The sequence below is a fragment of the Polynucleobacter sp. GWA2_45_21 genome, from assembly GCF_001830325.1.
Taxonomy (GTDB): Bacteria; Pseudomonadota; Gammaproteobacteria; order Burkholderiales; family Burkholderiaceae; genus Polynucleobacter.
In genome coordinates, this window is record NZ_MHZG01000003.1 from 45,889 (window position 1) to 69,191 (window position 23,303).

The following is a 23,303-nucleotide window of genomic DNA, read 5'->3' on the forward strand; positions in this document are numbered from 1 at the left end:
CAAATTTATAGAGTTTGAGATAATTAACTCAATTAATCTCGGTTGTATTTACCCAATGCATTTCAACATAATGCTTACTGGTATTTGATTGTATTTTTTGCACTATTAAGGTCTGCTCATGAAATTCATAGTTACAGGATGTGCTGGATTTATTGGTAGTACATTGGTTGATCGCCTGCTATCAGATGGTCATTCGGTCATAGGGGTGGATAACTTTTCCACGGGTCAGCGCCGTTTTCTTGAAGGCGCTTTACTGAATCCAAATTTCACACTGTTTAAAACTGATCTTTTAGACTTAGATGCATTGAAAGATGCATTTACTGGTGGTGAGGCAGTGTTTCATTTGGCCGCCAACGCTGACGTTCGTTTTGGTACCGATTATCCCCGTCGCGATCTTGAGCAAAACACCATCGCTACATACAACGTACTTGAAGCTATGCGTGCAAATGGCATCAAAAGAATTGCTTTTTCATCTACTGGATCGGTCTACGGAGAGGCTCCGGTTGTGCCCACTCCTGAAAACGGTCCTTTTCCAATTCAAACATCGTTGTACGGAGCCTCAAAGGCCGCCTGCGAAGGGCTAATTTCCGCCTATTGCGAGGGTTTTGGTTTCCAATCCTGGATCTTTCGTTTTGTCTCCATCTTAGGGGAGCGCTATACACATGGGCATGTTTTTGATTTCTATCAAAAGCTCAAAGCTGACCCGACTTGTCTGCCAGTATTAGGCAATGGGAAACAGCGTAAATCTTATTTGTATGTTCAAGATTGTATTGATGCAATTTTGTTGGCAATGGATCGGGCTACAGAAAAAGTCAATATCTTTAACTTGGGCGTAGATGGCTATTGTGAGGTCAATGATTCGATTGGGTGGATTTGTGATGAATTAGGCGTGAAGCCTAGATTGGATTATGCGGGCGGTGATCGTGGTTGGATTGGTGATAATCCATTTATTTTTCTAGATACCCAGAAGATTCAAGCATTAGGTTGGAAGCCTCGATTTACTATTAATGAGGGCGTGATTAAGACTGTGCAATATCTACGTGAAAATGAATGGGTATTTAAGGCGCGCTAATGGGTAATTCTTGGGCAGTCATTACAGGGAGTTCGCGAGGGCTTGGGGCGCATCTGGCAAACGCATTTTGGAGTGCGGGTTGGAATATTGCGTTAGTCGCTCGCAACCAAGATGATTTATTGGGGGTTTGCAAGAACTTACCCGAAAGACCGAATCAAAAGGCCACCATATTTCCATGTGACCTTGCTCAACCAGTAGAGGTAAGCTTATTGGTTGAAAAAATTAAAGATCAGTTGCCACGCCTGGACGCATTAATTAACAATGCAGCCATTCATGGGCCTATTGGCCCTCTGGTAGAAAACGATCTCACTCTTTGGAATAAAGCAATACAGGTTAACCTAATGTCCCCTGTGGCTTTATGCCATGGTTTACTTGACTTCATTGGTGAGTCTGGTAGTGGCACCATCATCAATTTATCTGGCGGCGGCGCTACTGGCCCTAGAGCCAACTTTACAGCGTATGCAAGTGCCAAGGCCGCCTTAGTGCGTTTTTCTGAAACACTGGCACAGGAGGTGGAATCTCGACAGATTCGGGTTAATTGCGTTGCCCCAGGTGCGATGAAGACCAGTCTTCTGGAAGAAGTTGTTGTCTCTGGAAAATCGGTTGCCGGCCCTCGCGAGTTTGAGATTGCGGAGAACGTTTTTGCTCAAGGCGGTGCCTCGATGAATAAGGTTGCAGATTTGGTGTTATTTTTGGCAAGTGATGCCAGCCTGGGGATTACTGGCAAGTTAGTAAGCGCAGTATGGGATAAATGGCAAGAGTGGCCAAAACATATTGAGCAACTGGCAGCAAGCGATACGTATACTCTGAGGAGAATTTCTGGTCGCGATCGTGGAATGGAATGGGGTGATGTATGAGCGCGAATCAAATAGAAATCAAAGATAAGGTATGCAAAGTGTTGGGTGTTGGCATTATTGGTTGTGGCTTGATTGGTCAAAAGAGGGCGTCTAATTTAGGCCCTGGTGGAAATTTAGTGGCGTGCGCTGACGTCAATTTACCCCGAGCAGAGCAATTGGCTCTACCGTTTAGGGCGCAAGCTTTTTCAAGTTGGCGTGAGCTCTTAGCGCTCCCTCAAATAGATATTGTCATTATTGCTACCTTACATGATTCGCTTGCCGAAATTACATTGGCTGCTATTGCTGCCGGTAAACATGTGCTTGTAGAAAAACCTGCTGCTCGTTCAGCCAGTGAACTAGAACCAGTAATCGCGGCAGCTAAAACCAACAACATCAAAGTCCGCGTTGGTTTCAATCATCGCTATCACCGAAGTTTGCAGAAGGCCAAATCGATTGTTGACTCTGGCGTGTTAGGGGATTTGATGTTTATCCGCGCTCGATATGGACATGGTGCTAGATTGGGATACGATAAGGAGTGGCGAGCGAACCCGCAATTATCTGGTGGTGGTGAGCTTATTGATCAAGGTCCTCACTTGATTGACCTATCACGGTGGTTTATTGGTGATTTTTCTGAGGTTCAGGGTTTTGCTCACACATATTATTGGGATATGCCAGTTGACGATAACGGTTTTATGTTGCTGAAGACGGCTAAGCAGCAGGTTGCTTTTCTGCACGCTTCCTGTACAGAGTGGAAAAATCTATTCTCTATGGAGATTTATGGAAAAGATGGTAAGTTGGATTTGTCGGGATTAGGCGGAAGCTACGGATTGGAAAAGTTAACTTACTATAAGATGCTGCCTCAAATGGGCCCTCCCGAAACTATTTCCTGGGAATATCCAATGGCTGATGATTCATGGGCTCTAGAGATGGCAGAGTTTTATCAGGATATTCATGAAAATCGAGAACCCGCTGCCGGTCTACATGATGCATATCAGGCATTAAAGATTATCGATCAAATTTATAAGGATTCTGGTTATGATCATCTCGCGTAGTCCTCTTCGTATTACCTTGGGCGGTGGCGGCACAGATCTAGCCTCTTATTATGAAGAGCATGAAGGTTTTTTAATAGCAGCAGCTATTGATAAGTACGTTTATGTCACAGTAATGCGTCCTTTTACAGAGGGAATCTATCTCAAGTACTCGCAGTTAGAGCAGGTTGAAAAAGTTGAGCAGGTGCAACATCCTATTATTCGAGAGGCATTGAATTTAATGGGTTTTCGTACGCCTCAAGTGGAGATAACAACCTTAGCTGATATACCTGCTGGAACAGGTTTGGGATCTTCAGGTAGCTTCACCACTGCCTTGCTTAAGGCCTTATACACCCACCGCAAGCGCCATATTCATCAAGATGAATTGGCAGAGTTGGCTTGTCATATTGAAATTGATCGGTTGGGTGAGCCTATTGGCAAGCAAGATCAATATATTGCGGCCATAGGCGGATTAACATGTTTTACTTTTCATAAAGATGGAAAAGTTACTGCCGAACCGCTAAAAATTAGTATGCAGACGATGTTTGAGTTGGAAGACAACTTGCTACTCTTTTTTACAGGTTTTTCTAGAAGTGCAAGCGGTATTTTGCGAGATCAAAAGGTAAAGTCTCAGCAAAATGATGCAGATATGATTGCTAACTTACATTACGTCAAAGATCTTGGCCTGCGTAGTAAAGCTGCTTTAGAAAATGGGAATATAGCTTTATTTGGAGAGTTGATGCATGAACATTGGGAGCACAAAAAGCGTCGCTCAGGAGGTATGAGCAATCCCCAAATAGATGATTGGTATCAGCTAGCTATGAATAATGGCGCTATTGGCGGAAAATTAGTAGGAGCAGGTGGGGGCGGTTTTTTAATGTTTATGGCAAAAAATCGAAGTCAGTTGCGTCAGGCAATGAATGGCGCCGGCCTTGAAGAGGTACGATTTAAATTTGACTTTGAAGGCGCTAAAGTGATGATGTCGTCTTGATGTTTCCTGTTGCAATTCTAGCCGGGGGCTTGGCTACGCGACTGCGTCCTATCACCCAAACTATTCCCAAAGCCCTAATTGAGGTTGCAGGGAAGCCTTTTATAGACCATCAGCTTGAATATCTTCGCACTCAGGGCATTACTTCTGTCGTTTTATGTATTGGCTATTTGGGGGAGATGATCCAAGAGATTGTGGGAGATGGATCACGCTGGGGGATTCATGTGCAATATTCACCTGATGGGCCTAAATTACTTGGTACCGGAGGAGCTTTAAAACAGGCGTTACCGATGCTGGGAGAGCAATTCTTTGTTTTGTATGGCGACTCTTATCTTCCAATTGATTTTGCACGGGTGCAAACCGCTTTTCTTGGTAGCGGTCGGCTTGCGCTAATGACGGTTTTAAGAAACCAAAATCTGTGGGATCGTAGTAACGTGTGGTTCGAGAATGAAGAGCTTATTGAATACAACAAGGAAGTGGTTACAACTCAGATGCACTATATTGATTATGGGCTGGGGGTGCTTGAGTCTAAAGCTCTGAATAATTATCCCTCTGGACAGGCTTTAGATCTTTCGAGAGTTTATAATGAATTGTCCTTACAAAAACAGCTTGCAGGCTATGAAGTCTTTGAGCGTTTTTATGAGATAGGCTCACATCAGGGTATTGCCGATACCCAAAACTACTTAATGCGAAAAAAATAAAGGACGGTTTATGAGTTACGCCCAAAAACATCTAAATGAATCAATTGAAATCATTCAAAAGATAGATGTAGATGCGATTGAGAAAATGGCTGATTTATTAGCCCAGGTTAAGGCCGATGGTGGAAGAATTTTTTTCTTGGGGGTTGGTGGTAGCGCCGGAAATTGTTCTCATGCGGTAAATGATTTTCGCAAAATCGTAGGCATTGAATCTTATGCTCCAATAGATAATGTTTCTGAATTAACTGCTCGCACTAATGATGAGGGTTGGGCAACCATTTTTGTTGAGTGGTTAAAAACAAGCAAGCTTTCATCGAAAGATATGATATTTATTTTTTCAGTTGGCGGCGGCAATTTAGAAAAAAATATTAGTCCGAATTTAGTAGAAGCACTAAAGTTGGCAAAAGAGGTTGGGTCAAAAGTAATTGGTGTTGTCGGTCGTGATGGTGGATATACAGCGCAAGTTGCAGACGCTTGCGTTATTGTCCCAACAGTCAATTCTGACAATATCACTCCTCACTCAGAGGCATTTCAGGGTGTAGTTTGGCACTTACTGGTTTCTCATCCAAAGCTTAAGGCCAATCAAACTAAGTGGGAGTCTACGAGTAAATAGCTCGAGAAATACTTTCAGTGAGACGAGCAGTTTTCTTAGATCGCGATGGTGTTATCAATCAGGCGGTGGTTCGTAATGGCACCCCTTATCCGCCAGCAAATATTAGTGAGTTAGTAATTTTGCCGGGAGTATCTCAAGCCCTTCAAAAATTGCATGAAGAAAATTACCTTTTGATAGTGGTAACCAATCAACCTGATGTGGCTCGTGGAGTAACTCAAAAATCAGATGTTGAGAAAATAAATAATTACTTACTTTCACAATTACCATTGGATGATATCAAGACTTGCTATCACGACCATGCGGATGGTTGTCGGTGCCGAAAGCCTTTGCCGGGGGCATTGATTGATGCTGCCAGAGAATATCAAATTAATTTATCAAAAAGCTTTATGGTGGGTGATCGCTGGCGCGATATTGAAGCTGGTCAATTTGCTGGCTGCAAAACCTTTTTTATTAATTATCGTTATGCTGAAAAACAGCCTGAATCACCTGACTTTATCGTCTCTTCATTATTAGAGGCGCAACAAATTATCTGTGGAGAGTTTTAAATGAAAAAAGTAGAAGATTTAAAAGTTAAGATTTTTGCGGATGGCGCTGATAAAGTTGGCATGCTTGAGATGTACGCAAAACCTTTTATTAAAGGATTAACCACTAATCCTACTTTAATGAAGAAGGCTGGGATAATGGATTACCGAGCTTTTTGCAAAGACATCCTAACCTCGATTAAGGATAAGCCACTCTCTTTTGAGGTTTTTTCGGACGATTTTGCGGAGATGGAGCGTCAGGCTTTAGAGATTGCTAGCTGGGGTGAAAACGTATACGTCAAGATTCCGGTGACTAATACCAAACAAGAGACTTGTTATGCGCTAGTAAAAAAGCTCGCAGATCAAAAGGTTAAATTAAATGTAACCGCCTTGATGACGCTTGATCAGGTGCGTGACGTTGTAGCCTCATTAAATCCAAATATCTCGAGTTATGTCTCTGTATTTGCTGGTCGTGTAGCGGATACGGGGGTTGATCCAGTGCCGGTAATGGCTAGGGCGGTTGAAATGCTAAAGGCGGTTCCTGCTGCAGAACTAATTTGGGCTAGCCCAAGAGAGTTATTGAATATTTTTCAGGCAGATGATATCGGTTGTCATGTCATTACCGTTACTAATGATATTCTTAAAAAGTTATCACTAGTTGGATACGACTTGGATGAGTATTCTTTGGATACGGTAAAGATGTTTTATAAGGATGCCGTTGAGGCAGGTTATAAGCTTTAACTTTTTTCCAATAAGTTATAATGCGTCATATAGGCTGAGAGCCTATTTGTTTCAATTAACAGATACTCTATAAAGTGTGTCAATTCTAAATTTGTGGCCTTATTCCAATCGCTATCTATTTGCTAAGGCACCAAACTCAAGAACAAAAACTCAAAAAAGATAATCAAATGCACAACGCCTTGCAGGAGGGTGGTTCTACCAATCGCCAGAGTTAATGCCCCAATAAAGAACGATAGATACATCAGGGTCATATTTAGACTGCTAATTCCTAAACTGAGTGGCAGATCAAAAAGAATGGCAAAGGCTGCTACCGTCGGAATAGTCAATCCAATACTAGCTAAGGCAGAACCTAGCGCCAAGTTCAAACTGCTTTGTAAGCGATTGGCCCTAGCGGCTCTTACCGCGGCAAAGCCTTCTGGTAGCAGTACCAACATGGCAATCGCAATACCAACCACTGTTTTGGGTGCGCCGGCAGCTTTGACTCCTGCTTCAATGGCGGGGTTTAGGGCTTCAGCAAGTCCTACTACGGCAGCTAGAGAAATGAGCAATAACAGAAGGCTTGCAGCAGTCTTAAGATTGCTAGGCTTTTCTGCATGGACGCCGCTATCAGTTTTTTGATCTTCAGCCTTTGGGAGATAGTAATCACGATGGCTCACTGTTTGGAAGAATAGAAAGGCACCATATAAAGCAAAGGAGGCAATGCCAGCAAATGCTAGTTGGCCTCTAGTAAAGTCTGGCCCAGGGGTGCTTACAGTGACCATGGGCATGACGAGGATGAAAGTGGCTAGTGCGGTAAGTACTGCCAACGCAGAATTAGTGCCTTCATTACGAAAGGACATCTCATGATGTTTAAAGCCACCCATAAAGATGCATAAGCCGATAACGCCATTCATGACAATCATGACCGTAGCAAAGACTGCATCTCGGGCAATAAACTGCGCACCCTCGTGGCCAGCAAACATCATCGCGATAATGAGTGAAGCTTCAATAATGGTCACGCTAATCGCAAGTACTAGAGTTCCATAAGGCTCACCCGTTTTATGGGCAATCACCTCAGCATGATGAACGGCTGATAGTACTGCCCCAATGAGGGTGATTGCCATTAAAGCAATAAACCAGGATTGATTAAGAAGATCGGTCATTTGGGTAGATTGTTAGTGGCGCTTGGTGAATGACTATTTGTGACGGGTGCCTCAAGTGAGTTTGTATCGGTGGTCAATTATGTACTTTAGCACCTATGCCATTGTTATTGCATATTCACTTTATAAGCTTTTGGGCTCTGGGAAACTCTTAAAAAGATATTCAGATATTAGCAATTAAACCCTGAGATAATAGAGTGGTTAGTCTTTATTTGTATTTGAACTTTCCTTTATCTGCATTCTCTATTTTTCACCTTTAGAAAGCTGCCTACATGACTGAGTTGTCTACTGCCCAAATAAAAGAAATCCGAGCTGCTGTTTTAGGGGCGGCCGCTAAAGTGCCGGGCACTCTGATTGGTATGGGGATTTTGTTTATTGTGCTGGGAATGATTGGTATTGCGGGTCAAAGTTTATTTTCATTTATTTCGATTAATGTGCTGGGTGCATTCTTGATTTTGGGTGGTGTATTGCAGTTTGCTCATGCCCTTAAATCCACTGGTTGGAGGAGTGTATCGATTCAGGTGGTATTGGCTGTTTTATACATTGCGGCTGGTTTATATACTTGGGCTTTTCCAATTCCGGCATTAGAAGCAATCACTCTATGGTTGGCAGCGATCTTCTTTGTAACTGGTGTGCTGCGTTTGATTTCAGCGTTTCAGCACCGCCACTTTAATGAGTGGATTTGGTTGGTACTCTCATCTGCTATCTCTATTTTGATGGGCGTACTCATCATGAGTGGTTATCCAGAGAGTAGTCTGTGGTTGCCTGGTTTACTCATTGCTATTGAGCTCTTATTGCAAGGATGGTCTTTACTGTTCTTGGGATTGGCTGCGCGTTCTTTGACTAATTAATTTGGAATAGTTTTAAGGGGTTCCTGCCATGGCAATGAAAAAGACTGATCTCTATAAGAACCTAGCCCTCACCACAGCTCAGCGCATGAAAAATGCTGCTAAGGTTCCTAAACCAGGGGTGGCTGAAGATGTTGCCAAGACTAAAAAAGAGCTGGCTAGCACTAATCCATTGCTTGCTTCTTTAATGAACAAGACCAAGTCAAAGTCAAAATAAATCAGTGACTTTTACGATCGGCTATCTACTATTTACCATCTAACCCAATTGAATGAGTCAGATTGATTGAGTTACTTCATTGAAAAAAGATAATTCACTTTTTCTGATTGATTTACTAAAAGTGAGTGCAGCTTTACTGATCATTCTGCATCACCTATCGAGTTATGGGCAGATAGCGGTAGATGCAAAATTGGCTTTACCAATGCTCATGGAGTATTTGTATGAGTACGGCCGCTATGCAGTACAAATTTTTTTAGTAATGGCAGGCTATCTCGCTACCCAATCACTGATGCAATTGCCTAATAATCAATTTAATGCCAATCTTGCTTTACGCATCATTATCAATCGCTACTTACGTCTGTTTGCCCCCTATTCGGTGGCGCTAGTTTTCACGATCGCATGTGCTTGGATTGCTCGCTTTTGGGTCAATGATGAATTCGTGGGCGAGCAAGAGACACTGGCGCAATTTGTAGCGCATCTATTTTTCTTGCAGGGGATTTTAGGTTTAGATTCTATTTCTGCAGGTGTTTGGTATGTGGCGATTGATTGGCAACTCTATTCTGTATTGGCCATCTTGCTAATGTCTTTCAGTTCTTATCAAGCCTTAGTTTGGTTGCTCAGTATTGTTTCTATTAGTTCATTACTGTATTTCAATCGCTCTAGTCAGTATGAGGCTTACTTTATTTATTTCTTGGGGGCTTACAGTCTTGGAATGCTGGCCTATCTGGCAAAAAACTACTCAGATCATCAGGTTAAGAATTTGGCTAAATTATTATTATTTGGGCTGGGAGTAGTGATTGCAGTTTCTTCTTTTCAAGAGTTGTGGGCTCGCAATGTCTTGGCATGGTGTGTGGCTTTAGTTTTATACATTTGGGGTAATACAACTTATCCAGCAATACGGGCGGATGACTCAATCTTCAAGAAAATTACCTTACAAGCAATTGCCTGGGCAAGCCCTAGATCCTATTGTGCCTTCTTGATTCACTTTGCTTTTATCTTGCTGGCAAACACAATTTACATTGCCACCGGTTTGTATGTTCATGCTCACGCCATGATGGCCATTAGTTTGATGATTCTCGTAGTAATTACAAGTGTGATTGCATCTAACTATCTATATAGATGGATTGAGCTTCCGTCAGCCAAATTAAAAATTTAAGATAGCTCTTTTTTCTGGTCGACGGCCACTTTGTAGTCATGAGGATAACCATATCTTAATTAGAGTTATTCCCCTTATTTGATTCAAATCAGGTAAGGTTTGGCATTTCCCCGATTCAGTAGACAGTTAATATTGTCAACAATGAATCGAAGGAGTGTTTATGAAGAGAACCAAATACACAGCTGAGTTCAAATTAGAAGCTGTCAAACAAATTATTGAAAAAGGTCATTCAGCCACAGAGGTTTCCAGTCGTTTAGGCGTTCCTGTAGGTTTACTTTATACCTGGACCCGCAAGCTCAAAGGTCCAGATGAGCCGCCGTTGGAAGATGTCAAAGCTCTGCAAGCTGAGATGAATAAGCTCAAAGCAGAACTCAGACGAACTACCGAAGAGCGCGATATCCTAAAAAAGGCCGCCGCGTACTTTGCCAAAGTGTCCGAGTGAAGTACGCGTTTATCAAAGAGCATCGGAGTGAGTTTCGACTCAGCAGCATGTGTCGAGTATTGAAGGTGCACCGCAGTGGCTATTACGCTTGGTTAAAGGAACCTCAATCACCTCGCGCTCTTGAGAACGCTAAGCTAGCAGAACAGATCCGTTACTACTATGATCAAAGTATGGGGATTTATGGCAGCCCACGGATTTATCACGATCTTAAAGAAGCAGGGATTATCTGTGGTGAGAATCGAGTAGCAAGACTTATGAAGGCTTCACAACTCTGTTCAATTCGGGGTTATAAGCGTCCCCGCTACCGCGTAGGTCGACCCGCCTTGGTGTCACCCAATCAATTGCAGCGTCAATTTACCTACGATGCTCCTGATCAGGCTTGGGTGACTGATATCACCCATATCCGTACCTATGAAGGCTGGCTTTACTTAGCGGTTGTGATTGATCTGCACTCCAGATTAGTGGTTGGCTGGAGCATGCAAGCCCGCATGGAAACTCGTCTGGTGCTCGACGCCTTGACCATGGCCGTATGGCGCAGAAAGCCCAAGAACAGCCCCATCATCCACTCAGATCAAGGCAGTCAGTTCGGAAGTGATGAGTTTGCTCGGTGGTGCAAAGAGAATCGCTTAAGCCCCAGCATGAGTCGGCGAGGTAACTGTTGGGACAATGCCGTAGCAGAATCGTTTTTTAGCAGTTTAAAGAGCGAGCTTATTAAGAAAAAGATCTATCCAAGTAGATCGGTAGCAAAATCAGAAATCTTTGAATACATCGAAGAGTTCTATAACCGGGTGAGACGTCACAAGCATCTTGCCCAATTAAGCCCAATGGCGTTCGAACAACGTCAAAGTGCGTTATGAAAAGTGTCTACTGAATCGGGGGAATGCCAGTTTAGAGCTGAGGCTAAAGTAGTCAATAGCCTGTAATTGATGATCTTGAGGGGTGGGGGGGTAAACGAATTGATAAATAAAAATTTAGAACATGCTCTAGCAGTAGAAATCGTTGCCTCCAATCAAAGAGAAAGCCATGAGGAGTTCGTGACGGACAAACTGAGAATGAGTGAGTTTCAAGATCGAGCCTTGCAGGACTTAATCGATCAATCCCAAGGATTAGGTATTGATTAAGAATCGCAGCATCTTGAAGATCTATTGCTGAACTCGATGATTGCCTAATCCATTCAATTTTTGGGTGAATTAATCGGTCTTCAAAAGACGTATAATCACGTCACGACTCACCCAATAACCGTTCGGTATATCCGATTGCTTTTTGGGCGACAGACCACCTTCGGGTGGTTTTGTCTTTTCTGGAATGGGAAAATTATCAAAACTACTATTTATTTGATGGTTACAAGCTCTATTACGGCTTGCTAAGAAATTCAAAATTGAAGTGGCTAGATATTGTTAGGCTATTTTCCGAGTACGTCTTAGATAAAAATTCAGAATTAATTCAAGTGCGCTAATACACAGTGCCTGTCCTCGGAAGGATGTCGGATGACAATTTGTCAACACAGCGAAAATGGCTATATCTTCAAGAATCCAAAAGCCTGAGTCTTGGTAGGAGCAATTTATATTCCCATATCTTTGAGAACTCTGAAGATCTCACGGTAAGCCTTTGGTGGCTTATTTTGCTCTTTCTCTTTTCGTGCATTGCGAATAAGAGTTCGCATATTCTGAATATCCATATCAGGATATTGCTCAATCATTTTGGTGAAAGCGGCATCATCAGCAATCAGTCGATCGCGATAAGACTCTAAATGGTGCAGCTTGGCAGTCTCTGCTTTGCTAACGCCTTGGATTGCATCTAGACGCTTCTGAATGGCATCTAATTCCTCTTCATCTAAAAAGCGCATCAGTTTTCCAAGGTATTGTTTATGACGACGTATGGCCTCAAAACTTTTGATTTTGTTTGTTTCTGCAATCGCAGCTTTAATAGGCTCATCAAGTGGAATGGTCTTTAAGGCATCACTACTGAGAGCCGCTAGCACTTCAGCCAATTTCTGGCGCTCCGTCATTTGGCGCTTAAGCTCTGACTTACTAGGCCCTTCATCGGCCTCGGCTAGCTTGGGAGTGCGATTCTTCTCATTAATATGCATGGGTCTATTTTAGACGGGTAATGGAGTTTCAAGGACCTTTCGTGATCCTGCGTTTATTGTTTGCTCAATTGTTGTTTGAGTAATTTCAGATCGGTGCTGGAGAAAAGCTGACTTCTGCCTAGGATTGAAGCCGGTTTTAATCTGCCAGCATGAACATACCTGCGTAAAGTAGGAATGGAGATCTCTAAAAACTCTGCAGCTTCTTGTGCTGAAAAGTGCGCATTTCTGAGATGTCCAAATACTTGCTCATGCGTATATTCAGTATCTTGGAATGCATTAATTGCAACCAAAGAAAAAAATTTAATACGTTCTTTTGAAGGCATTTTTTGTACGTGAGCAAATAGATCCTCTGCGGTCATGTATTGAGTCATGTATTGACCTCACTTTCTTTATTGAAGCAAATAGGGTTTTTCATTTAAATCCAATCGATCTTTTTAGTTGCCTGTAAAAATTTTCATGAGGCCCAATTTGGCTAAATTCAATCCAAGTTATTTCGAGTCCACTTGCAAGATGATCTAACTTGTAAGCCATTAAATATTCTTGCGTATTAAATCGAAACTTATGAACTAATACCCCTTGGAGATCTCCCAGCTTTTGCTGGCCTATTCTTGGGTTATTGCAAACTTCCGCTACTCTCATTTCAATCTCTAATTGCAACGGCTTCGAAGCCTTTTTTACAAATTGAGCAAATGCTTTTTTAAAGGTGGTTCTCATGATCTAATATTAGATCAAAATTGATTCTATAACAAATCAATAAAAATACCAAGAAATACCTGAATTTTTGTATTGATAAATAATGGAGTTAAAGCAATTCATCCAGATTAGGTTATGACTCAAGTAGGCTCTTACGACTTCATCATCATTGGCGCAGGTAGTGCGGGCTGCATGCTGGCCAAGCGCCTGACCGAGAATCCCGCCAAGCGGGTGCTATTACTTGAAGCGGGGTCACATGACAACTATATTTGGATTCATATTCCAGTGGGTTACTTGTACTGCATTGATAACCCCAGGGCCGATTGGCGTTTTAAGACTGCTGCAGAAAAAGGCTTAAATGGCCGCTCATTGATTTACCCCCGTGGCAAAGTCTTAGGTGGATGCTCTTCCATTAACGGCATGATTTATATGCGTGGTCAAGTTGGTGACTATGACACATGGGTGCGCGCAACGGGTGATGATGCTTGGGCTTGGGAAAATGCTTTGCGTCGTTATAAGTCTTTTGAGGACTATCACGGTAATTCCAATCAATGGCATAGCAAAGGCGGAGAGTGGACAGTATCTCGGCAACGCTTACGCTGGCCCATTATGGATGTCTTTAAGCAAGCTGCTATTGAAGCAGGTATTCCAGAATCAGAGGATTTCAATCGAGGCGATAACTTTGGGGTAGGGTATTTTGATGTCAGTCAACGTAAAGGTTGGCGCTTAAATACTGCTAAAGCATTCTTACGTGAGGCTACTAATAGGCCTAATCTTACGGTTATTACCAAAGCTGTTGTGAATAAGCTCTTGATTGATCCGGTGAGTAAAAATTGCTTTGGTGTGCAATACATCAAAGATGGAAAAATGTGCGAGGCTCACTGCCAATCTGCAGATGCAGGTAAGCCAGGTGAAGTGATTCTGAGTGCGGGTTCTATTGGGAGTGTCCAAATTTTAGAGCGCTCAGGCATTGGTGGTGCAGCTCATCTCAATCGCTTAGGTATTAATGTGATTGCTGATTTGCCAGGCGTCGGTGAGAACTTACAAGACCATTTGCAGTTACGCATGATTTACAAGGTCAAGGGCATTCAGACTCTAAACACTAAGGCTAATTCATTATTGGGTAAGTTATTAATTGGTTTGGAGTATGTTTTCAAGCGCAGTGGACCGTTGTCGATGGCGCCATCACAGTTAGGTGCTTTTGCCTACAGCTCTTCAGAGCACACTTCGCCTAATGTGGAGTATCACGTGCAACCCTTATCTTTAGAGAAGTTTGGTGAGGATCTGCATACCTTTGATGCCATTACGGCCAGTGTCTGTAATTTGCGCCCTACGTCGCGTGGTAGCGTGCATATTGATTCAAAGGACCCCCATGCACCACCGGTGATTGCTCCCAACTATTTATCTACCGATGCTGATCGCCAAGTGGCGATAGATGCATTGCGTCTCACTCGCAAGATAGTGCAAAGTCCTGCTTTAAGGTCCTATATGCCAGAGGAGTACAAACCCGGTAAGGCCTATCAATCAGATGAAGAGCTGGTGCGAGCGGCAGGTGATATTGGGACAACAATTTTTCATCCGGTAGGTACCTGCAAGATGGGGCGTGATGATGACCCTATGGCAGTACTCGATTCAGAGTTGCGGGTAAGGGGAGTAAGTAATTTGCGAGTAGTGGATGCCTCGGCAATGCCCACGATTACCTCTGGCAATACAGCAGCGCCAACCATGATGATTGCGCAGCGCGCAACAGAATTGCTCTGCGGTGAGTAACTCAGATAATCAACCGTCTATTCGGCTGTCTGATCAGCTACCCGATCGATTACCCCTTAGTCATCTTCTGTTGGCGCTAGCTATTGTGGCCATTTGGGGCACTAATTTTGTGGTGATCAAAAAATCACTCGATGCATTTCCGCCATTTTTGTTTGCAACACTGCGCTATGTTTTTGCTCTATTGCCTGCGATCTTTTTTGTCAAACGGCCAAATGTCTCTTGGCTCAACTTGGCAATGTATGGAATCTTTATTGGAGTGGGGCAATTTGGCATCTTGTTTTATGCGATCAATGGCCACATCACGCCAGGCTTGGCTTCATTGGTAGTGCAAACCCAAGTGTTTTTCACTATTGGCTTTGCGATGATCTTTGCTAAAGAGCGGCTTTACTGGCATCAAGCCATCTCCATTGGAATTGCGATGATCGGCCTCTTGGTGATTGCAAGTCATATTGACAATCAAACCAGTTTGCTCGGAATCGGATTAGTCATCTGTGCGGGCTGTGCCTGGGGGGCAGGTAATACCGTGAGCCGACAAGCGGGCGCTATCAATATGTTTGCCTATGTTGTTTGGGCTAGTGCATTTTCTATTCCGCCGCTGTTGGGGCTGTCTTTGTATTTTGAGGGCGGCTATACCCACTTAATCTCGACATTAGAGTTGGCACCTTGGGGTGCTTGGGTTGGTGTCTTTTGGCAATCTTGGGCCAATACTTTATTTGGCTATGCTGCCTGGGCTTGGCTTTTATCCAAGCACCCTGCTGCTCTAGTGGCTCCAGCTCCTTTACTGGTGCCTATCTTTGGTATGGGGGCGACAGCGATTTTCTTAGGAGAGTCGCTGCCTGGGTGGAAGTTTTTAGCTGCGGCCTTGGTGATGGTCGGCTACCTAGGGACGATTTATGGTTTATCGTTCACAAAACATTCTTTGAGGAAATCATGAAGATATTAATTGTGGGCGCGGGTGGCATTGGTGGATTTTACGGATCAAAATTAATGCAAGCGGGTGCGGATGTTACTTACTTATTGCGTGAAAAGCGCAAAGCACTCATTGATCAGCATGGCTTAGTCGTTGAGACACCAAAGGGTAGTTATACGGTACATCCTCAAACTGTCACCGCCCAAGAATTAAAGCCTATTTACGACCTGATTATCTTGGCGCCAAAAGCTTTTGATCTTGAAGACTCTTTGCAATCAATTGCTGGTGCTTCTACCCAAGGCCTGATATTGCCTTTCCTCAATGGCTTAGCGCATATTGAGCAATTGGATGAACGCTTTGGTCGCGACCGTGTGTTGGGTGGTATTGCGCATATTGCTGCCACGATTACTGATACAGGCGCAGTAAAGCAATTAACGGATTTGCATGTTCTGACCGTCGGTGCGCGCACACCAAGTCAAGAGGCGCTAGCAAAAGCATTTTATGAGTTGTGCCAAAAGACGGACTTTAATGCGGTTTACAGCGAGAACATCGAACAAGCCCTATGGGATAAATGGACCTTTCTGAGTACTTTAGCGGGAATGACCACCTTATGTAATGGCTCTATTGGTGAGATTGTTACTACCCCCTATGGTGATAGCTTAACCCGCACGATGTATCAAGAATGCTGTGCCATTGCAGAGGCACATGGATTTGCGATTGCAGCTGGCGTGCAAACTAAATCGATTGAGATGCTTACGGCAAGCGGATCGCCAATGACTGCATCGATGTTAAGAGATTTAAACGCTGGCAATAAAACAGAGCATGGGCATATTTTGCTCGAGATGATCAATAAGGCACAGGCAAAGCAATTAGACTGCGATTTAATCAAGATGGCCTATACCCATATTGAAGTGATTCAACGTCGTAATGCTTAATCAATGAGTATTTGCTCATGATCCTGCGTATTCTGGGCATTACCCTGCCAATCTTTGCGATTGTGTTTGCGGGTTTTGTATACGCTCGCTATAAAAAACCCGATATGAGTGGTGCCAATCACACCATTATTGATTTAGCTTTGCCGTGTTTTATTTTTGTATCTCTCTCAGCTAAGCCACTGGATTTCACAAGCGCTGGCTATTTGGTATTGGCGGCAGTATTGATAGTCGTTTTTTCAGGTCTATTGGCTTTGCCTTTTGCCAAATATTCCGGCACGGGAGCTAAAGCCTTATTGCCATCCATCATGTTTACCAATGTTGGCCCAATTGGTATTCCGCTCACGGTACTTGCATTTGGGCCGGACGGTTTAGCTCCGTCGGTCTTGCTGATGGTGCTCTCCAATATTTTAATTTTCTCGCTAGGCTCGGCAGTGATGACCGGCAAGATGGATGCCAAAAGTATTTACGCCAGCCCCTTGGTATGGTCGATGGGTCTGGGACTGTGGTTTGGTCACTTTCAGATGACTTTGCCGGACTGGTTGGATACCTCGGTCACTATGGTCAGTACTATTTTGATTCCCTTGATGTTGATCTCACTGGGGACTCGCCTAGCCGAAGGGAAAATCGAGCATGTCAAAGCTGGGGTTGTTGCGACTGCGCTATCTATTTTTTTGCGCCTGCTGGTGGCCTATTTAGTGATATGGGCATTGCCTTTGGAGTCCATTCAGAAGGGTGCGCTGATCATTTTTGCTGGCTTGCCCCCAGCGGTATTTAATTACATCTTGGCCGATCGCCATAATCAAGAACCCCAAAAAGTAGCCTCAATTGTCATGGTGGGGCATCTACTGTCGGTGATCTATTTACCTATAGTGATTTGGCTGGCGATTTATACCGGCACGCCCTAAGCACCAGCTGGGATTAAACCCATTATTAAAGTGGTTAAGGTAGCTTGAGGCGCTCCATCTGCTAGCTCCAGAGCTAACCAGGGCCAGCAAACCCTTGAAGTAAATGCCTTGGTCTGAAGGAGGGTTTTAGGGTGAACCATTTTCATGGAGAAATTAGCGTAAACCCCAATTGAGATACTTGTAGGGAGGAATACGATCGTGTTGTTGTTATGCCGATTAATAAAAAAAGAATTGGAGATATTCGATGTCTATTACTGCCAAAGATGCAGCCCCAGTAGTTGTTCAAGAAGAAAACACAAGTCAATCCCGTAGAAAGTTTTTCAGCAAAGCAGGTGCTGCTGCTGTAGCTGTTCCACTGGCTGGCTTCCCAATGATTTCTGTAGCTCAAGCTCCTGTTGTATTGAAAATGCAAGGTGCTTGGGGTGCAAAAGACGTCTTCAACGAAATGGCTGAAGACTATGTCAAAAAAGTAAACGAAATGTCTGGCGGTAAGCTCAAGATTGATTACCTTGTTGGCGGTTCAGTAGTTAAGCCATTCGAAGTGACTGACGCGGTTAGTAAGGGTGTTCTAGACGGTGGCCACCAAGTTGCGGTTTACTGGTACGGTAAGTCTAAAGTAGCCTCATTGTTTGGCTCTGGCCCAATTACAGGTGCTAATGCTGAGCAGACACTCGGTTGGATTCAGCGTGGCGGTGGCGATCAGCTCTATCAAGAGTTGCTCCAAAAGTTGAACCTGAACATCAAAGGTTTCTTTGCGTTCCCAATGCCAACTCAGCCATTAGGCTGGTTTAAAAAGACTCCACCAAAGAATGCTCAAGAGCTCGTTGGTTACAAATATCGTACCGTGGGCCTTGCAGCTGACTTGATGCAAAGCATGGGTATGAAAGTAACTCAGTTGCCAGGTGGCGAGATTGTTCCAGCGATGGAGCGCGGTGTGATTGACGCATTTGAGTTCAACAACCCAACTTCTGACCGTCGTTTCGGTGCTCAAGACGTGGCCAAGAACTATGTGATGGGTTCTTTCCACCAAGCGATGGAATTCTTTGAAATCATTTTCAACAAGACTAAGTACGATTCTTTGTCTCCTGAAAATAAAGCAATCCTCAAGTACGCAGCTGAAGCAGCTTCATCTTCAAATACTTGGATGGCTCAGGATTACTACTCTAAGGACTTGCAAGAGCTGATCACTAAGGACAAGGTGAAAGTTACACGTACACCAAAATCCATTATGGAAGCACAGCTCAAGGCTTGGGCTGAGTTGACTGCTAAATTGAATGCAGAAGACCCATTCTTCAAGAAGTGTGCAGATTCTCAATTGGCCTGGGCTAAGCGCGTTGCTTACTATGGCTTCTTGAATGACGCAGACTACAAGGCAGCTTACGAGTATGTATTCAAAACTAAGCTTCCAGTATAAAATGCTGATCTAGTAATAAAGAAAGGCCGCTTTATTAGCGGCCTTTTTTGCAGTAACGAACAATACCTCTAATATTTATCAGTATTAGAGGTATTAGTACAAAAAACAGAAGCGCTAAAAGCGTACTGAGGAGAAAGCAATGCTGGGTTATATCAAGTGGGTTGATGGCCTCTCGAAATCCATAGGCCATGCCTTTGGATGGACGGTAGTCCTGTTGACCCTGGGAACCTGTTACGAAGTGTTTATGCGCTATGTGCTCAATAATCCAACGGATTGGGCATTTGATATGAGCTATATGTTCTACGGCGCATTATTCATGATGGCAGGACCATACACATTATCCAAGGCCGCCATGGTCCGTGGCGATTTTTTATATCGCACCTGGAAAGAGACTACACAAGCCAAGGTTGATCTTGTCTTGTATTTCTTGTTCTACTTCCCTGGCATTTTGGCTCTGATTGTGATTGGCGGTCGCTATGGTTTTGATGCCATGATGATTCGTGAGGTTAGTGTTAATAGTCCGGTTGGAGTGCCTGTTTGGCCACTCAAGATGATCATCTTCTTTGCAGGTTTAGGTCTATTTATGGCTGGAACAGCTGAAGTATGTCGTTGCCTCATCTGCATTAAAACTGGCAGCTGGCCTTTTAGAGATCAAGATGTCAAAGAACTCGAAGAAGTTCTTATTGAAACCCATTCAACTAAAGTGGAAAGCACATAATGAGTGATCCAGTCATCGCCCTCTTTATGTTGGGCTTATTTATTGTCTTTATTTTTCTGGGATTTCCAATTGCCTTCACTTTGATGGCAATGGGTATCGGTTTTGGTTTTTACGCCTATTACGATCCAGTCCTCTCATTTTTAGATAACCGCATCTTCTATCTATTTGTGCAAAACACATTTAGTGTGATGAATAACGATGTCTTGATATCGATACCCCTGTTCTTATTCATGGGTTACATCATTGAGCGTGCCAATATTTTGGACCGACTCTTTTTGAGCTTGCAAACTGCCTTAAGGCACGTGCCTGGATCAATGGCAGTTGCTGCCTTGATTACCTGCGCATTGTTTGCTACTGCTACCGGTATTGTGGGTGCGGTCGTGACTTTGATGGGCTTACTAGCTTTGCCGTCAATGCTTAAAGCGGGTTACGACCAAAAGTTGGCAGCGGGTGTTATTACTGCCGGCGGTACATTGGGTATTTTGATTCCACCATCAATCATGTTGATTGTGTATGCCGCAACTGCTGGTGTATCTGTGGTGAAGCTCTACGCTGCCGCTATGGTTCCTGGCTTCTTATTGGCAGGCTTATATTTGGTGTATGTCATTGTGCGCGTCGTGATCAACCCATCATTAGCGCCTAAGCCAAAAGATGTGGATAACGTCGGTTTTTGGGATGGCTTTAAATTACTGGTAACCGCATTTTTCCCATTGGCCTTATTGATTTTGGCAGTTCTAGGTTCCATTTTGTTTGGTTTGGCAACACCGAGCGAAGCAGCGGCAATGGGCGCACTGGGCGGAACAATGTTGGCAGTAGCCTACAAGGCATTTACATGGCAACGTCTACGTGAGTCTGTTTACTTGACTGCGAAGACCTCGGCGATGGTGTGTTACTTGTTCGTAGGTTCATGGACATTCTCATCCGTGTTCTCTTATCTCGGTGGCGAGCACATCATCAAAGATTTCATGATGTCAATGGATTTAAATACTGTTCAGTTCCTCATCATTGCTCAGTTAATCATCTTCGTCTTGGGCTGGCCACTAGAGTGGAGTGAGATCATCATTATTTTCGTTCCGATCTTCTTGCCACTTTTGGCGCACTTTAATGTCGATCCATTGCTGTTTGGTATTTTGATCGCCGTAAACTTGCAGACCTCTTTCTTGACGCCGCCCATGGCCATGTCGGCCTACTACCTCAAAGGTGTGGCGCCGCCAGAGTTGGCTTTGTGGACGATTTTCAAGGGATGTTTCCCATTCCTGGGAATGGTATTGGTCACCTTAATCCTGGTATATGCGCAGCCAGCATTGGTCAATTGGTTGCCAGACATGCTCTATAGCAATGAGGATGTATCTGCTCCCTATGATCCAAATGATCCTAGCGCAGTGAACCCTGAATTCTTAATGAGTAAGTAATAAGAGATGAGTGACGCAGTGATTACCTTAAACCAGTTGGATGTCCCCAAAATTCGAGAGCTTATCTCGACTGGGTCATCTAGCTGTGTTGAGCTCACCGATTTGTTTTGCCAACAGGCAAAGGGAATCGATGAAAAAATTACTGCGCTCGCTTTTTTTCATCCCAAAGCCATTTTGCGACAAGCGGCCTTAGTTGATGATGGTCACGCACGTGGCTTAAATCACTCGGCTAGGCTTGAAGGTGTTCCGGTTGCACTGAGTGACAACATTGATTCCATTGATATGTTCTCCACTATCGGATCACCTTTATTAGAGGGGCGTCATCCTCGTTGGGATGCTTCTCTTGTAAAACGCTTAAGAGATGATGGCGCTATTACTTTTTGTAAAGCGAAGGTTGCCGAATTTAATTTAGGTCAAGCCCCCGAAGTTTGCAATCCATTGGACCTCGAACGACAGGTTGGTTTGGCTGCTGGCGCTGCAGCTGCTTTAGTCGCTAGCGGTATCGTGCCTGTTGCAGTGGGTACGCAATCTCTAGGATCGATTGCAGAGTCTGCGTCTTATTGTGGTGTAGTGGGATTTAAGCCTAGCAGTCGCTTGATCTCTCAATCGGGAATCTTTCGTGCCTCCAAGTCACTCGAGCAAGTTGGCATCTTTAGTAAGACTGTAGAGGATGCCGCTCTACTAGCTGAGATTGTCTTGGGTTCTGATGAGCAAGATCCAGATACTAAAGGCGTACTCCCAAGACCGCTCTTGGCAATTTGCAAAGAAGAGATTCCTTTTAAGCCCAACTTTGTTTTCTTGAAAACGCCAGACTGGGTTGATATGGATCCCGAGGCAAAAGAAGCGATCGAGGCTTTACTTGAAGAACTTGCCGATCAAATCACAATTATTGATTTGCCGGAGTCTACGATTCAGTCAAAAGAGTGGCATGAACTTATTGCGCAGGCGGAGTTCACTCAAGCCTTAGAAACACAAGAGCGTCAAATCTCTAAAAAGCCTCCTAAGAGAATTGCTGACATGATCAAGGCGGGCTCGAAGATCACCGCTCAAGAGTATCTCCGAGCTCTGAATGCCATTGAAATGGTATCGAGTAGTTTTGATGAATTCTTTGATCGCTTTGACTGTATTTTGACGCCTTCAAGCTTAGGCTTTGCACCATTGAAATCTGAAACTGCAAGACCTAGTAGTTTGGCAAATTCTCTTTGGGCTGTTACTGGTATGCCGACGATTAGCCTACCGATTTTGCAATCAAGCAAAGGACTTCCTTTGGGAGTTCAGCTGACTGGTAAACAATTCGACGATGCTCGTCTCTTAAGGACGGCGCGTTGGTTTTTAAATCACTTCAATCAATAACTGGAACTATTGAATATGAAAAAATTATTCCCACCTTTATTAGCATTAGGTTTATTGCTATTTTTCTTTTTAGCCTACATCCTCAAGCTTAAGCAATTTGATTTATTGCTATTGCTCACCTTTGGTATTGGTTTGGCGGTGTATGACTTCTATCTTTCTTACAAAGATAGCAAAGACCAGCATTAATCAGTTATAAGTTTTCCTGCTTGTGCTGGAGGCAGATAAGCCGAAAGTACAAGCAGTTTGTGATTCCTGACCTAGGGCTGTAGTAGCCCAATAGCCTCCCGAATGAGGAGCGCACGATAAGCCATATAGATGGCAACAAGTACAAATCCCGATAAGAATAGTTTTGGTATTAAGGCGCCTTCGCTCACTAATTCTGAATTCAGTAGCCCTATTGCCACTGCTAAAAAGAATAGTGCACCCAGTACCAACATGACCCAGTTCTCTGCGCCTGTAACTTCTTGGGTCTGGTTGCGGTACGCCAGAACTTGAAATGCCGTATTTGTCGGATACCCCGAAACTGTCACGCTATCGCCATCGCCAATCTTCATTGGCGAAGAGAACTTTGCTTGAATAGCTTGATCGCCTAAATTAAAGCTTGATATATAAAAACGCTGGTAATACACAGAGGAATGATCGTGGGTTGGTTTTTCAGGATTAACGTATTCCAAGAGCCCTTTACTCAGATTGCTGACAGTCCCTGAAATAGCGCTCACTGAGCTAGTTAAAAATGAACTTGGTTTAACGGTCATAAATAGGGCTCCCAGTAGTACGAGAAAGAGAATCAGAAGAGAGGCTAGCG

Annotated in this window: 26 protein-coding genes; 21 read left to right on the forward strand and 5 right to left on the reverse strand. The window is 43.7% G+C overall.

Features of this window, described 5'->3' with window-relative positions; translation table 11 throughout:
* The first annotated feature begins 118 nt into the window (after window positions 1-118).
* Genes A2X74_RS05665 through A2X74_RS05700 form a run of 8 tightly spaced genes read left to right on the forward strand, consistent with a single transcriptional unit; the run spans window position 119 to window position 6,497 of the window.
* A complete protein-coding gene (locus A2X74_RS05665) occupies window positions 119-1,072 on the forward strand; it encodes an NAD-dependent epimerase/dehydratase family protein (RefSeq protein ID WP_293624313.1) in 954 nt (317 codons plus the stop codon).
* Window positions 1,072-1,929, forward strand: a complete 858-nt coding sequence (locus tag A2X74_RS05670; RefSeq protein ID WP_293624315.1) for an SDR family oxidoreductase — start codon at window positions 1,072-1,074, stop codon at window positions 1,927-1,929. Before A2X74_RS05665 ends, A2X74_RS05670 begins: the two co-directional genes overlap by 1 nt.
* Window positions 1,926-2,960, forward strand: coding sequence for a Gfo/Idh/MocA family oxidoreductase (locus tag A2X74_RS05675; RefSeq protein WP_293624317.1), 1,035 nt, complete (start codon window positions 1,926-1,928; stop codon window positions 2,958-2,960). The genes A2X74_RS05670 and A2X74_RS05675 overlap by 4 nt, the downstream gene beginning before the upstream one ends.
* Window positions 2,944-3,927, forward strand: coding sequence for a GHMP kinase (locus A2X74_RS05680; RefSeq protein ID WP_293624319.1), 984 nt, complete (start codon window positions 2,944-2,946; stop codon window positions 3,925-3,927). The genes A2X74_RS05675 and A2X74_RS05680 overlap by 17 nt, the downstream gene beginning before the upstream one ends.
* Window positions 3,927-4,625: a nucleotidyltransferase family protein gene (locus tag A2X74_RS05685; protein WP_293624465.1), complete on the forward strand. Its 699-nt coding sequence runs from the start codon at window positions 3,927-3,929 to the stop codon at window positions 4,623-4,625. Before A2X74_RS05680 ends, A2X74_RS05685 begins: the two co-directional genes overlap by 1 nt.
* A 10-nt stretch (window positions 4,626-4,635) precedes the next feature.
* Window positions 4,636-5,235: an SIS domain-containing protein gene (locus A2X74_RS05690; RefSeq protein WP_293624321.1), complete on the forward strand. Its 600-nt coding sequence runs from the start codon at window positions 4,636-4,638 to the stop codon at window positions 5,233-5,235.
* 17 nt (window positions 5,236-5,252) lie between these two features.
* Window positions 5,253-5,780, forward strand: coding sequence for an HAD family hydrolase (locus A2X74_RS05695; RefSeq protein WP_293624323.1), 528 nt, complete (start codon window positions 5,253-5,255; stop codon window positions 5,778-5,780).
* Window positions 5,781-6,497 carry a transaldolase gene (locus A2X74_RS05700; RefSeq protein ID WP_293624325.1) on the forward strand — a complete coding sequence of 239 codons (717 nt, stop codon included), beginning with the start codon at window positions 5,781-5,783 and terminating at the stop codon, window positions 6,495-6,497. It abuts the gene before it with no gap.
* Between the two features lie 122 nt (window positions 6,498-6,619).
* On the opposite strand, the gene A2X74_RS05705 is transcribed toward A2X74_RS05700, so the two are convergent.
* Complete coding sequence (locus tag A2X74_RS05705; protein WP_293624327.1) at window positions 6,620-7,639, reverse strand: ionic transporter y4hA; 1,020 nt, start codon at window positions 7,637-7,639, stop codon at window positions 6,620-6,622.
* Window positions 7,640-7,908: 269 nt separating this feature from the next.
* On the opposite strand from A2X74_RS05705, the gene A2X74_RS05710 reads away from it, so the two are divergent.
* The 4 genes from A2X74_RS05710 (at window position 7,909) to A2X74_RS05725 (ending at window position 11,156) form a co-directional block, all read left to right on the forward strand.
* Complete coding sequence (locus A2X74_RS05710) at window positions 7,909-8,487, forward strand: DUF308 domain-containing protein (RefSeq protein ID WP_293624329.1); 579 nt, start codon at window positions 7,909-7,911, stop codon at window positions 8,485-8,487.
* 28 nt (window positions 8,488-8,515) lie between these two features.
* A complete protein-coding gene (locus A2X74_RS05715; protein WP_293624331.1) occupies window positions 8,516-8,701 on the forward strand; it encodes a hypothetical protein in 186 nt (61 codons plus the stop codon).
* A gap of 79 nt (window positions 8,702-8,780) precedes the next feature.
* Window positions 8,781-9,857, forward strand: a complete 1,077-nt coding sequence (locus A2X74_RS05720) for an acyltransferase (protein ID WP_293624333.1) — start codon at window positions 8,781-8,783, stop codon at window positions 9,855-9,857.
* Window positions 9,858-10,017: 160 nt separating this feature from the next.
* A protein-coding gene (locus tag A2X74_RS05725) for an IS3 family transposase (protein ID WP_293624335.1) occupies window positions 10,018-11,156 on the forward strand; the annotation gives its coding sequence in 2 pieces (ribosomal slippage) (window positions 10,018-10,258 and window positions 10,258-11,156; 1,140 coding nt in all).
* Window positions 11,157-11,860: 704 nt separating this feature from the next.
* Here the strand turns inward: A2X74_RS05725 and yjgA are convergent.
* Genes yjgA through A2X74_RS05740 form a run of 3 tightly spaced genes read right to left on the reverse strand, consistent with a single transcriptional unit; the run spans window position 11,861 to window position 13,102 of the window.
* Window positions 11,861-12,388 (reverse strand): ribosome biogenesis factor YjgA, encoded by a 528-nt coding sequence (gene yjgA, locus A2X74_RS05730; protein ID WP_293624337.1) that lies wholly within the window; start codon window positions 12,386-12,388, stop codon window positions 11,861-11,863.
* Window positions 12,389-12,441: 53 nt separating this feature from the next.
* The gene (locus A2X74_RS05735; RefSeq protein ID WP_293624339.1) at window positions 12,442-12,759 is read right to left on the reverse strand and encodes a helix-turn-helix domain-containing protein; all 318 of its coding nucleotides are present in this window, start codon (window positions 12,757-12,759) and stop codon (window positions 12,442-12,444) included.
* Between the two features lie 40 nt (window positions 12,760-12,799).
* Window positions 12,800-13,102: a type II toxin-antitoxin system RelE/ParE family toxin gene (locus A2X74_RS05740; protein ID WP_293624341.1), complete on the reverse strand. Its 303-nt coding sequence runs from the start codon at window positions 13,100-13,102 to the stop codon at window positions 12,800-12,802.
* A 114-nt stretch (window positions 13,103-13,216) separates the two neighbouring features.
* Between A2X74_RS05740 and A2X74_RS05745 the strand changes: the two genes are divergently transcribed.
* The 9 genes from A2X74_RS05745 (at window position 13,217) to A2X74_RS05785 (ending at window position 22,684) form a co-directional block, all read left to right on the forward strand.
* Window positions 13,217-14,851, forward strand: a complete 1,635-nt coding sequence (locus A2X74_RS05745; RefSeq protein ID WP_293624343.1) for a GMC family oxidoreductase N-terminal domain-containing protein — start codon at window positions 13,217-13,219, stop codon at window positions 14,849-14,851.
* Window positions 14,844-15,785 (forward strand): EamA family transporter, encoded by a 942-nt coding sequence (locus tag A2X74_RS05750; RefSeq protein ID WP_293624345.1) that lies wholly within the window; start codon window positions 14,844-14,846, stop codon window positions 15,783-15,785. Before A2X74_RS05745 ends, A2X74_RS05750 begins: the two co-directional genes overlap by 8 nt.
* Window positions 15,782-16,696, forward strand: coding sequence for a 2-dehydropantoate 2-reductase (locus A2X74_RS05755; RefSeq protein WP_293624347.1), 915 nt, complete (start codon window positions 15,782-15,784; stop codon window positions 16,694-16,696). Before A2X74_RS05750 ends, A2X74_RS05755 begins: the two co-directional genes overlap by 4 nt.
* A 17-nt stretch (window positions 16,697-16,713) precedes the next feature.
* Window positions 16,714-17,601 (forward strand): AEC family transporter, encoded by an 888-nt coding sequence (locus A2X74_RS05760; protein ID WP_293624349.1) that lies wholly within the window; start codon window positions 16,714-16,716, stop codon window positions 17,599-17,601.
* Window positions 17,602-17,845: 244 nt separating this feature from the next.
* On the forward strand, window positions 17,846-19,015 hold the full coding sequence (locus A2X74_RS05765; RefSeq protein WP_215302609.1) for a TRAP transporter substrate-binding protein: 1,170 nt from the start codon (window positions 17,846-17,848) through the stop codon (window positions 19,013-19,015).
* Between the two features lie 139 nt (window positions 19,016-19,154).
* A complete protein-coding gene (locus tag A2X74_RS05770; RefSeq protein ID WP_293624353.1) occupies window positions 19,155-19,733 on the forward strand; it encodes a TRAP transporter small permease subunit in 579 nt (192 codons plus the stop codon).
* A complete protein-coding gene (locus A2X74_RS05775; protein WP_293624355.1) occupies window positions 19,733-21,145 on the forward strand; it encodes a TRAP transporter large permease subunit in 1,413 nt (470 codons plus the stop codon). Before A2X74_RS05770 ends, A2X74_RS05775 begins: the two co-directional genes overlap by 1 nt.
* Window positions 21,146-21,151: 6 nt before the next feature.
* Window positions 21,152-22,498 (forward strand): amidase, encoded by a 1,347-nt coding sequence (locus A2X74_RS05780; RefSeq protein WP_293624357.1) that lies wholly within the window; start codon window positions 21,152-21,154, stop codon window positions 22,496-22,498.
* 15 nt (window positions 22,499-22,513) lie between these two features.
* Complete coding sequence (locus tag A2X74_RS05785; RefSeq protein ID WP_162785842.1) at window positions 22,514-22,684, forward strand: hypothetical protein; 171 nt, start codon at window positions 22,514-22,516, stop codon at window positions 22,682-22,684.
* 71 nt (window positions 22,685-22,755) lie between these two features.
* Here the strand turns inward: A2X74_RS05785 and A2X74_RS05790 are convergent, their stop codons facing one another.
* Window positions 22,756-23,253, reverse strand: coding sequence for a hypothetical protein (locus tag A2X74_RS05790; protein WP_293624363.1), 498 nt, complete (start codon window positions 23,251-23,253; stop codon window positions 22,756-22,758).
* Between the last annotated feature and the right edge of the window lie 50 nt (window positions 23,254-23,303).

Coding starts and splice junctions, on each gene's coding strand:
- A2X74_RS05665 (WP_293624313.1), top strand. CDS start 119: ATGAAATTCATAGTTACAGGATGTGCTGGATTTATTGGTAGTACATTG.
- A2X74_RS05670 (WP_293624315.1), top strand. CDS start 1,072: ATGGGTAATTCTTGGGCAGTCATTACAGGGAGTTCGCGAGGGCTTGGG.
- A2X74_RS05675 (WP_293624317.1), top strand. CDS start 1,926: ATGAGCGCGAATCAAATAGAAATCAAAGATAAGGTATGCAAAGTGTTG.
- A2X74_RS05680 (WP_293624319.1), top strand. CDS start 2,944: ATGATCATCTCGCGTAGTCCTCTTCGTATTACCTTGGGCGGTGGCGGC.
- A2X74_RS05685 (WP_293624465.1), top strand. CDS start 3,927: ATGTTTCCTGTTGCAATTCTAGCCGGGGGCTTGGCTACGCGACTGCGT.
- A2X74_RS05690 (WP_293624321.1), top strand. CDS start 4,636: ATGAGTTACGCCCAAAAACATCTAAATGAATCAATTGAAATCATTCAA.
- A2X74_RS05700 (WP_293624325.1), top strand. CDS start 5,781: ATGAAAAAAGTAGAAGATTTAAAAGTTAAGATTTTTGCGGATGGCGCT.
- A2X74_RS05705 (WP_293624327.1), bottom strand. CDS start 7,639: ATGACCGATCTTCTTAATCAATCCTGGTTTATTGCTTTAATGGCAATC.
- A2X74_RS05710 (WP_293624329.1), top strand. CDS start 7,909: ATGACTGAGTTGTCTACTGCCCAAATAAAAGAAATCCGAGCTGCTGTT.
- A2X74_RS05715 (WP_293624331.1), top strand. CDS start 8,516: ATGGCAATGAAAAAGACTGATCTCTATAAGAACCTAGCCCTCACCACA.
- yjgA (WP_293624337.1), bottom strand. CDS start 12,388: ATGCATATTAATGAGAAGAATCGCACTCCCAAGCTAGCCGAGGCCGAT.
- A2X74_RS05735 (WP_293624339.1), bottom strand. CDS start 12,759: ATGACTCAATACATGACCGCAGAGGATCTATTTGCTCACGTACAAAAA.
- A2X74_RS05740 (WP_293624341.1), bottom strand. CDS start 13,102: ATGAGAACCACCTTTAAAAAAGCATTTGCTCAATTTGTAAAAAAGGCT.
- A2X74_RS05745 (WP_293624343.1), top strand. CDS start 13,217: ATGACTCAAGTAGGCTCTTACGACTTCATCATCATTGGCGCAGGTAGT.
- A2X74_RS05755 (WP_293624347.1), top strand. CDS start 15,782: ATGAAGATATTAATTGTGGGCGCGGGTGGCATTGGTGGATTTTACGGA.
- A2X74_RS05760 (WP_293624349.1), top strand. CDS start 16,714: ATGATCCTGCGTATTCTGGGCATTACCCTGCCAATCTTTGCGATTGTG.
- A2X74_RS05765 (WP_215302609.1), top strand. CDS start 17,846: ATGTCTATTACTGCCAAAGATGCAGCCCCAGTAGTTGTTCAAGAAGAA.
- A2X74_RS05770 (WP_293624353.1), top strand. CDS start 19,155: ATGCTGGGTTATATCAAGTGGGTTGATGGCCTCTCGAAATCCATAGGC.
- A2X74_RS05775 (WP_293624355.1), top strand. CDS start 19,733: ATGAGTGATCCAGTCATCGCCCTCTTTATGTTGGGCTTATTTATTGTC.
- A2X74_RS05780 (WP_293624357.1), top strand. CDS start 21,152: ATGAGTGACGCAGTGATTACCTTAAACCAGTTGGATGTCCCCAAAATT.
- A2X74_RS05785 (WP_162785842.1), top strand. CDS start 22,514: ATGAAAAAATTATTCCCACCTTTATTAGCATTAGGTTTATTGCTATTT.
- A2X74_RS05790 (WP_293624363.1), bottom strand. CDS start 23,253: ATGACCGTTAAACCAAGTTCATTTTTAACTAGCTCAGTGAGCGCTATT.